The 582-nt window shown below is 67.9% G+C and carries 1 pseudogene; it reads left to right on the top strand.

The features are described 5' to 3' along the window. Positions 1-582: pseudogene (locus NW860_RS01280) on the top strand (helicase); the annotation flags it as partial.

The raw sequence follows: 582 nt of genomic DNA, 5'->3' as shown, positions 1-582 counted from the left end.
CGCCCTCTTCTTCGGAAAGGAGAAGCCTACCGCCCGGCAGCTCCGGCTCGGGCTGGAGCTGGAGGAGCCGTCCGTCCGGGAACTGCACCGGAAGTGGGACTTGGATGTCCAGCGGGAGAAGGAGAGCCGCACCCGTTTTGCCCAGCGGGCCCTCAAACCCGAGGAGGTGCGACGGGAGCTCGAGGCCACCGATCAGGTCCTGGGGGACCCAAAGGCCGTCCGGAACTTTGTCCTGCTCGCCTGCCAGAAGCTGGGGATCCAGGTGCAGGCCGACCACAGGCAGGCCGATGTGTGGCACGTGACCGCGCAACCGGCAGCTCTGAAGGGAGTCCCCGAGGCGATTCGTCATGCACTCCCCATCGATTCCAGGGGACGCTGGACGATCTCGTTCACGAGCCCCACGCCCGAGGGAGCCGAATACGTCGGTCGGAACTACCCCTTCGTCGTGGCCCTGGCCCGTTACGTGTTCGAGCAGGCCCTGGAGGGGGCTCGGCAAGCCGTGGCTGCCCGGTGTGGGGCGATCCGCACCCGCGCTGGGCAGCGCCTCACTACCTTGGTCCTGCTCCGGCCGAGGTTCCAGCT

It is taken from the genome of Synechococcus sp. F70.1 (genome assembly GCF_047502745.1).
In the GTDB taxonomy this organism is placed as follows: domain Bacteria; phylum Cyanobacteriota; class Cyanobacteriia; order Thermostichales; family Thermostichaceae; genus Thermostichus.
Note: the sequence above shows the minus strand (reverse complement) of the source record. Positions and strands in the feature narration are given on the sequence as shown.